Raw genomic sequence first — 7,688 nt, forward strand, 5'->3', positions numbered from 1 at the left:
CAAGCTGGGGCAGGGGGGCCGGTCAATTTCTGGGGAGGGGTGTCCATGACGCGAACACGTAGTGGCCCAGGTCCCGGAGGATGTGTGCGGTGCGGTCGACGGCTGCGCGGCTGCTGGGCGTCCGGGTATAGGCCTCGATGCCGCTGTGCCAGGTAAAGCCCTCCGCGGTGAGGGCCTGCTGGGTCAAGGGGTCGGGGTCTGTCTCGGACTCGGGGGCGGCGACAAGGCCGTGGGCGGGATCAGGGACGACGAGGAACACGGGTCTCCTTCTGGGCGGGGCGGCGCGATCTGGCGTCATCGGCCGGCGCGCGGCCGGGCGGCAGGGGAAGGGGGTGGTGGCAGTGCCCGGGCTGGGGCAGCGCGCAGGTGGGCGGGCTGCCCCAGCGGGCTCAGGAGCTGCCGAAGTAGACGCTCATGTGCTCGGGGTGGCCGGGATAGCGCAGCTGGGTGATCAGGCCTGTGCGCGGCATCTCGTGCCGCTGCCCGGCGTAGTCGGCCCACCAGCGGGCCTCGCGGTTCCAGTGGCGGTGGGCGACCACGGCGCCGTAGAAGTAGCCGCACTTGATGCCGCGCTTGTCGCACTCCTCGACGTCGGGGCTGGCCGTGACGGCGCTGTAGATCGTCTGGACGGTGCGGGCCTCCCAGGAATCGGCGGCATAGTGGCGGGACTCGGAGCCTTCGATCCCGTAGTCCCTGACGTCCGTACGGGACGAGGTGTTGAGGGCGGCGATGATGTCGTCGGGCAGCAACACGACGGGGCGGCCGCCCTTGTCGGTGGTCACGGTGACCTCGTCGGCGCTGAGTTCGCGGCGCGGGACGCCGGTCGTGGCGGGCATGGAAATCCCTTCCGTGGGCGGGCGGGGGCCCGGTGGTCGGCTGTCGGACCCCCGCCCTGGGGTTCAGCGGGCGGGACGGGCGGCGGCGATCCGTCGGCGCGGCTGCATCTGGGAGCGCAAAGAGGCGGCTTCGGCCTCGAAGCGCTGCATACGGCGCGCTTCCGTGGCTGCGGCGTCCTCGTTCGCGGTGGCTGCCAGCACGAGGGCGTGGGCCTGGCGGGCCAGTGAGCCGGGCCGGTCGGCCAGCAAAAGCGCGAGGACGGGGTGCGGGTGCGTGGTAAGCCACCGTGCTGCGGCCCACCAGGCAGCAGTGACGATCCGGGCCTGGCGCCGGTCGCTGGCGGCGCGACTCCCGTAGCGGGCTATGTCTGCTGCCGAGTTGCGACGGGAGAGCGCGAAGAAGTCCAGGAGAGCGGGAGTCTGGCGTACGCGTGAGGCGTCGAGGATTTGAGCCCGGTCCGGGCGGCGGCTGGCGTCCTCGGTGACGGCGTGCAGGACGGTCCTGAGCGTGTCCCCGGTCTTGGGGGAGGGCGGCCTGCCCGACGTGGACTCGATCCGGCTCTGTTCCCACTGGGGCCCGGCCGGACCTTCCCATGCGAGCAGGTAGCCGGTGTGCCGGGCGGTGCTGTTGCGCAGCCGCGGCAGGGAATCGGCGGGCGGGAGCTCGGCCATGGCGTCGGCAGATCCGAACGTGGCGCGCAGTGCGGTGAACTGGTCCCAGTGGTGCGGGTGGTGGGTCCCGGTGACGTGCACGGTGCCGCGCAGGGCGCCTCCCAGCGTGTAGAGGATGGCGTCTTCGCCTCGTGGCGCGGCGTGAGCGTGCACGCGGCCGGAGGGGGTTTCGATGATCAGGGATTGCGGGTCCATGCAGGCTCCTTCTGAGGGTGTGGTGGGTCGGCGTCGGGAGCGGGTTGCCGCCCGTTTCCAACATTGATAATTCTACGCCCTTACCGGAAGGGTGGGCAACCCGTTCAGTCTTGGGAGAGCCGCACGGGGGCAAGGAGTTGCCGGTGGCCTTCCTCGGTCTGCTCGCCGGGAGCGGTGATCGCGAAAGGTGCGTGATTGCGGCCGTCGCGCTGGGGCGGCAGGTGGAAGGTGATGGACTCGCTGGCGAACGCGTTCAGAGCTCCCAGCAGATAGCCGCCCGTGGTGATCAGGGGCGCGCCTCCCAGCGGTGCGGTCTGCTCTCCGCATACTGCGGCCACGGCCGTACCGGTCGTCCGGTCCCGCTCGTGCTTCTGCGGCAGCCGCGGGGCGACGCGCAACACCCCTGCGTCCTCGGCGCTGTGGGTGAGGCTGACCTGGGCCCACTGTTCGGCGGCGCCCTTCGCCGTGGCCACTGCCCGTGCCTTGCGGACGGCCCGGATGAGGTCCTTGCGGTCGAGGGTGAGGGTACCGCCGTCTGCGATGGGGGCGAACACTGAGGGGGGCGCGACTCCGTCAAGCCGCCACGCCGTGAGTGTGGCGGGCCCGAACTCCAGGGTGGCCACGCACAGGTGCGGGTTCTGGAGCACATCAGTCCTCGTGACGGTCTCGTCGGGCAGGCCGATGGCCACCGGTCCGTTGTAGGGGCTGCTGGACTTCACCACCTGGCGGAGGACGTCGCCGGGGATGAGTGCGCGGTAGGCGGTGGTGTCCTCGTGGTGGTCCCAGGGCTGGGCGGGCATGACGGTTTCGGCGGCGCGGTGCCGGTCTGTCGCCCTCAGCCGCAGCGTGCCCGCTGACACGCGCAGTTCCACGCCGGTCAGGACCGGCAAGGTTTCGTCCTTCGCAGCCACCGGCAGTACGCGGGTGAGCTGACGGAAGAACTCGGGGCCGTCGACGGTGGCGACGATGGGTGCCACGGGCGGCGCAGCGGTCACCGGTGTGACGTACGAGCGGACGGGAACGGAGACGTCCGGCGTGGACACGCTAGCGCCGTGGAGATCGACGGGCGTGCGCGCGGCCTGCGCCGGACCGTCGCCCTTGACGGCTGCGTCCAGCACACGGGTCAGTTCGCGCTGGTCGAGCGTGCTGCGCCCGGTGCCGCCGGGGTCGGCCCCGAGGGACACCGTGACGGCGATGTCGGTTCCGCCGTCCGCGTAGGGGCGGTAGGCGGCGACGGTGAGTGTGCTGCCCTGGGCGGTGAGGGTGACTCCGGCGTGAGCGGGCTGCTCGGGACGGGCGCGGACAGCCAGGGAGGCAAGGTTGAGGGCGCGGCGCAGGGGGCCGGCTGCAACCCGTGCGTGCACATCGGGCGTTGCCTCCTCGATTAGATCCGGGGCGGCGGTGGGGCCCTCTGGTCCAGCGGTGGCCACGGTATCCGTGGCGGCGTCGGCAGATGGGGGCTGAGGCTGTGCGGGCATGGACGGATCACTCCTTGGGAGAGGGAAAGGGCGCGCTCACAGGGCGCGGCAGCGGGCCTGCTCGTCCAGGCGGCGCACTTCTGGTGTCACTTCGCGGAAGTGGCACCAGGTGCGCCCCATGAGGGGCCCTGCGGTGTAAAAGTGCACGGTGCGGGCCCTGCTGCTGCCTCCTGGCGCGGTGTACGCGGCGGCGAACCAGTAGCCGTTGATGTTGAACTCGACCGCGTCCTCGGGCCAGTTCCACGGAAGGACCTTCAGCTGTGCCCGTGCGACGTGCTTGACGGCTTCACCCGTCACCTCGTCGGCGATGAGGAAGTGTTCGCGGTCCGCTTCGGGGTCGTCGGTGATCAGGGCCCACTCATTGCAGAGCTCGCAGCGGCTTTCACATGCGCAGGGCAGGACGAGCAGGACGCGATCGTGCATGCGGGTGAAGGGTCCGGTGTAGGTGACGTGGCTTCCGACGTACAGCGGGGGCGTGGTCTCAGGCATGGGCGGCCTGCCAGGCCTTCTCGTTCCACTCGCGGGTGACCTCGTCGGCGATGGCCACGTCGCCCGCGCTGACCACGTCCAGTGCGGCCACGACCAGGACGCTGCCGCTGATTTGGGCCGCGCGGCGCTGGGCGGCGGTGGCCTGCTCCTGGCGCTTGTCCTCCTCGTCCGGCACACGCTGTACGCCGTCGACACTGCCGGAGCGGCTGACAACGACGGTGAAGCGCTGGAAGTCCTCGATCCGCGCGGGGCGGGCGGGGCCCGTCAGAGGGGCGCTGAGCTGGGCGCGTGCCTCGGCCAGAAGTTTCGCCACTTCCTTTGTCGGGCTCACCCCCGGACGGGGGTAGCGGTTGCGCTGGAGGAAGATGCGGGCCTGAACGGCTGCGGGGGCGGACTCGATCGGTGCGTAGATGCTGATGATGCGGCGCGCGTAGTGGTCGAGTTCGTTGCGCCTGTGCTGGGCGGTGAGGGCGGCTGAGGTGACCTTGCCCTGCCTCCAGCCGAGTGCTTTGGCGGCGCACGACGTGCCGTAGTGAACGACGTCTTCGGCGGTGCCGTTCTCGTTTCCGTCGGCGTCCAGCGGCATGAGGGCGACCGTGCGTTTGAGTCCGCTCAGTCCGCAGCAGTCGCACTGGGTGCGGTCGTCGCTGATGCCTTTGATCTTCCACCAGTAGTGCATGGCAGGGCCCTTCGGGTGTGCGCGCCGGCGTGTGGGCGCGGCGGGGTGACGTTGGGCGTGCGCGCGGTCTGCTCCGCAGACGCGTCGCGCTGCCGCTACGCGGCAGGGGAGGGCGCGGAGCGCTCCGCGCTCGGGGGAGGCGGCGGGAAGCGCTCCGCGCTTTTCGCGGGCGGCCGGTGGGGCGTCCGGCTCGCCTACGGGTGGGGTGGTGCGGGGTGGACTGTGGCGCGGCCTCGCTCAACGAAGGTGAGCAGTGCGTGAGTCAGGTACGCGTGGGCCTCGGCGCTCGACTGCATGGGGAGCGCTCCGCGCTCGTTGGCGCGCAAGAACACTTCGGTCACGTCGCGCAGGACGAGGTCACGCGCGACGGTCTTGACAAGGCGCTGAGGCGGGATACCGGTGCGGCTGGCGACGTCGCGGGCGCTGTCGGCCATGACGCGACCGATGATCTGCCACAGTTCGCGGGCCTCCGCGCTGGTCATCGGGCGGGGAAACGGCGTCTCGCGCATCATGCGCCCCCGTTCTGCGCCGCGTCGTCCGACCGACGGAGCGGCGTCGTGCCTCGGTGGCCGGTGCGTGGAACGGGGTTTGACTCCGGCGCGGCTGAGGCGGCTTCCCATGCTTCGTCCGACTCGAACACCGTGTTGCAACCGGAGGTGCAGCGAAGCTGTCCGGGCTTCAACCCGATCTGCTCCTCATAGACCGGTTCGGGGATGCACCCCACGGCGCTCTGGTGGGTGCAAAACCCGGCCTTCCCGTGGGCGGCCAGACGGCGCGCGGCGGCCTCCATCTCGGCCTGTATCAGGTCAGCGTCCCATTGGGCTTCGTGGTCGGCCTGCAACGCATCTGCCGTGGTCTCGTCGTCGTAGAACACGCATGCTCCCTGTGGTGGGCTGGAGGGGCGGGGGGTGCCTTGCCGGGCACCCCCCGCCCGTACGGGTCAGAAGCGGGCGACGCGCGCGATCTGCGGTACCTCACGGACCGGCTTGGGCTCCCAGTACAGGTCGCGCTCGATCACGAATCCGAGGCCGTACCTGATCGACTCCAGCTCAGGCAGGTGGAAATAGCCCCACTCGCCGTCCGTGATGTAGGCCCATCCGAACGCCAGACCGCACGAGGGGTCGAGCTCGGTCACGAACCAGTCCAGGCAGGCACCCCCGAAGTAGTGCAGGTGAACAATCTTGTCCGGGGTCGGGGTGTCATCGGTGCTGTACAGCGGGGGGATCGCTGCGCGCTGGGCGAGCGTGGGGTAGAAGTCGTGGCCGCGTCGGGCGCGCAGGGTGTCGGCCGGAACGGACCACTCGACGCCGTTGGGCAGGATCACGGGCGTCGGACGGTTGTGCCCCATAGGAGAGTTCTCCTTCGTTCGGTGCGGGGCGGCTGGTCGGCTGCCCCGACTGGTGGGTTGCGCCGGGTCCGGTTGCCGCCGTTCCCGACGTTGATAACTATACGCTCTCATGGGGGCGGACTCCACCACTTCGCTGGATCCGGTCACCGCACCCGCACTCCTCTGGCGGGACCTCACCGCACGCGTGGTGCCAGCAAAACCCCGGCTGACACAGGAACGGGGTCTTCTCATGCGTACGCGGGTTGTGCGTCACGTAGGCGAACACGCAGCCGTCCAGCAGGACTTCGACGTACGCGCCACGGTAGTAGCGCTCGTACGCCCTCAAAGCCTCCTGTCCGGCCTTCTCGGCGTCCCCTTGCCACTCGCCTACCTCGACCTCGCGCCCGTTCGGGAAACGCGCCGTCACGGCGTACCACGTGTACGAACCGAGCGGCACCCCGGGCTGCGAGGGGAAGTCCGGATAAGCACTGCGCATGGTGATCACTCCTCTCTCGGCAGAGGCTGTTGATGTCAGGTGAGCTGACGGCTTGTCAGCCGTGCGCGGTCATCCGCTTCCACCAGTCGCCTGACGCGTCGGGCGAACACAAGCCGTGTTTCTTCTGCCTCGGTCGTGAACCGCTGATAAACCCCGTCGAGCATTTCAACGCTGTGCGTGTCGTCCCACATGGCCGAGCACGCGAGCGACAATGCGGCAAGCAATGATGCCGCGTTAGCTTCCTCATCGGCCTTTTCAGCCGCGAAAGGAACGGTTTCCCAAATCCCTGTAGCGGCAATTCGTACCGCCTCGTTGTAGAGATCGGCTGCCTTCGCTTTTCCGTCCATGTAATGGAGAACGTCGGTTGCCGTTTCTCCGAGAGTGGACAGAGCATCGGCCATGTTCCTTTCCGCTTGCGCCTGAAACGGCGGGTCCTGGTGGTGACTGGCGTACGCATCAACGGCGGCCAGCGCTAGGGATATCCATCCCTCGATGCTGAACGGCTCGCGCTCGGCTCGCAGGGCTGCAAATACAGCCAAGGCCACGCGTCCACCACGTGCCTGCTCCAACGGAGTTGTCATGCCTCGGATCCCTTCGGGTTGCTGGTCAGCGACAGTGATAATTCTACGCTCTACTGCCAACCGTCACAACAACCATCACCTCAACCGCCACCCCAACCATCACAAAAACAGGCTCCACAACGCTCACAAAAGGGCGTCTGCCGGCGTGTGCGTTGTGCCTGGTCAACGCTGCATTGGCGTGGTCGGTCGGGTTGCTGACATCCCCTCTGCTGCTGCCTGTCCCTGACTGGTTGATGAGTGAGTGAGGAATGAGGGCGGGTAGTGAGTTGCGGGCTTCGGGGATGGGCTGGGGGTGGTGTGGTTGCGCGTCGGCTGATGCCTCCGCGCTGGCCGTGTGACCGCGAGGGAGGGGGTACGGCAGGGAAGGCTGCTGACGGGGCCTCAACGGCCCTCCTCAGCCGTCCTGTTCGGTTCCCTGCCCCATTGGTTACGGCGTGGAGGCAAACAGACTCAGGCCTCACACCGTGGGTCGGGATAACGGGCCTTGCGGGGGCCTGCTTTCCTTTCATCTGATGTGTCTTCATGGTGGTACTGTTTTCCACGAAATATCAGTGAATTCCTTAGCCTTCCCTTCCCCGAAAAGGAACAGGAGGCTCCCTCCAAACTCGCCCCCCAAGAAGTGAATTCAGAGATTTTGAATTTCTCGTCAGGTTATACAAGGCGCGACAGTCGGTAAACCCTGATCTGCCGTCAGGGAGCCGAAGCCGCCACGGCCTAGGTGCGCTTTTCAGGGATTCGCGGAGCGAATTCCTTGGCTGAATTGCGGAGCAATTCAGCCGATCGTCACGGAGTGACGATCTGTCAACTTCCTTGCGGAGCAAGGGAGTTCCCGTCGCGTAGCGACGGCGCGTCGTGTCTGCGGAGCAGACCGCGCGCTCAAGGGGTGCGGAAATTTTCTGGTGGGCTGGCTGGGCTGGAAGTGAATGATCGCGTGC

Annotated in this window: 11 protein-coding genes; all 11 read right to left on the minus strand. The window is 68.4% G+C overall.

The window, feature by feature from the left end; translation table 11 throughout:
* Positions 1-22: 22 nt before the first annotated feature.
* The 11 genes from ABZ453_RS34535 to ABZ453_RS34585 all read right to left on the minus strand — a co-directional run bounded on the left by ABZ453_RS34535 (position 23) and on the right by ABZ453_RS34585 (position 6,753).
* Positions 23-259, minus strand: coding sequence for a hypothetical protein (locus tag ABZ453_RS34535; RefSeq protein ID WP_359021258.1), 237 nt, complete (start codon positions 257-259; stop codon positions 23-25).
* Between the two features lie 130 nt (positions 260-389).
* Positions 390-836, minus strand: a complete 447-nt coding sequence (locus tag ABZ453_RS34540; RefSeq protein ID WP_359021260.1) for a hypothetical protein — start codon at positions 834-836, stop codon at positions 390-392.
* Positions 837-899: 63 nt separating this feature from the next.
* Positions 900-1,703 carry a hypothetical protein gene (locus tag ABZ453_RS34545; protein WP_359021262.1) on the minus strand — a complete coding sequence of 268 codons (804 nt, stop codon included), beginning with the start codon at positions 1,701-1,703 and terminating at the stop codon, positions 900-902.
* Between the two features lie 104 nt (positions 1,704-1,807).
* Positions 1,808-3,067, minus strand: coding sequence for a hypothetical protein (locus ABZ453_RS34550; RefSeq protein WP_359021264.1), 1,260 nt, complete (start codon positions 3,065-3,067; stop codon positions 1,808-1,810).
* A 150-nt stretch (positions 3,068-3,217) separates the two neighbouring features.
* On the minus strand, positions 3,218-3,670 hold the full coding sequence (locus ABZ453_RS34555; protein ID WP_359021266.1) for a hypothetical protein: 453 nt from the start codon (positions 3,668-3,670) through the stop codon (positions 3,218-3,220).
* Positions 3,663-4,349, minus strand: a complete 687-nt coding sequence (locus tag ABZ453_RS34560; RefSeq protein ID WP_359021268.1) for a hypothetical protein — start codon at positions 4,347-4,349, stop codon at positions 3,663-3,665. The genes ABZ453_RS34555 and ABZ453_RS34560 overlap by 8 nt, the downstream gene beginning before the upstream one ends.
* A 194-nt stretch (positions 4,350-4,543) precedes the next feature.
* Positions 4,544-4,861 carry a hypothetical protein gene (locus ABZ453_RS34565; protein ID WP_359021270.1) on the minus strand — a complete coding sequence of 106 codons (318 nt, stop codon included), beginning with the start codon at positions 4,859-4,861 and terminating at the stop codon, positions 4,544-4,546.
* The gene (locus ABZ453_RS34570) at positions 4,858-5,223 is read right to left on the minus strand and encodes a hypothetical protein (RefSeq protein WP_359021272.1); all 366 of its coding nucleotides are present in this window, start codon (positions 5,221-5,223) and stop codon (positions 4,858-4,860) included. The genes ABZ453_RS34565 and ABZ453_RS34570 overlap by 4 nt, the downstream gene beginning before the upstream one ends.
* Before the next feature lie 66 nt (positions 5,224-5,289).
* Positions 5,290-5,697 (minus strand): DUF2958 domain-containing protein, encoded by a 408-nt coding sequence (locus ABZ453_RS34575; protein WP_356951380.1) that lies wholly within the window; start codon positions 5,695-5,697, stop codon positions 5,290-5,292.
* A gap of 97 nt (positions 5,698-5,794) precedes the next feature.
* Positions 5,795-6,172, minus strand: coding sequence for a hypothetical protein (locus ABZ453_RS34580; protein ID WP_359021274.1), 378 nt, complete (start codon positions 6,170-6,172; stop codon positions 5,795-5,797).
* Positions 6,173-6,207: 35 nt separating this feature from the next.
* On the minus strand, positions 6,208-6,753 hold the full coding sequence (locus tag ABZ453_RS34585) for a hypothetical protein (RefSeq protein WP_359021276.1): 546 nt from the start codon (positions 6,751-6,753) through the stop codon (positions 6,208-6,210).
* Between the last annotated feature and the right edge of the window lie 935 nt (positions 6,754-7,688).

The organism is Streptomyces sp. NPDC005799, assembly GCF_040630525.1.
In the GTDB taxonomy this organism is placed as follows: Bacteria; Actinomycetota; Actinomycetes; order Streptomycetales; family Streptomycetaceae; genus Streptomyces; species Streptomyces griseorubiginosus_B.

Coding starts and splice junctions, on each gene's coding strand:
- ABZ453_RS34540 (WP_359021260.1), bottom strand. CDS start 836: ATGCCCGCCACGACCGGCGTCCCGCGCCGCGAACTCAGCGCCGACGAG.
- ABZ453_RS34545 (WP_359021262.1), bottom strand. CDS start 1,703: ATGGACCCGCAATCCCTGATCATCGAAACCCCCTCCGGCCGCGTGCAC.
- ABZ453_RS34555 (WP_359021266.1), bottom strand. CDS start 3,670: ATGCCTGAGACCACGCCCCCGCTGTACGTCGGAAGCCACGTCACCTAC.
- ABZ453_RS34560 (WP_359021268.1), bottom strand. CDS start 4,349: ATGCACTACTGGTGGAAGATCAAAGGCATCAGCGACGACCGCACCCAG.
- ABZ453_RS34565 (WP_359021270.1), bottom strand. CDS start 4,861: ATGATGCGCGAGACGCCGTTTCCCCGCCCGATGACCAGCGCGGAGGCC.
- ABZ453_RS34575 (WP_356951380.1), bottom strand. CDS start 5,697: ATGGGGCACAACCGTCCGACGCCCGTGATCCTGCCCAACGGCGTCGAG.
- ABZ453_RS34580 (WP_359021274.1), bottom strand. CDS start 6,172: ATGCGCAGTGCTTATCCGGACTTCCCCTCGCAGCCCGGGGTGCCGCTC.
- ABZ453_RS34585 (WP_359021276.1), bottom strand. CDS start 6,753: ATGACAACTCCGTTGGAGCAGGCACGTGGTGGACGCGTGGCCTTGGCT.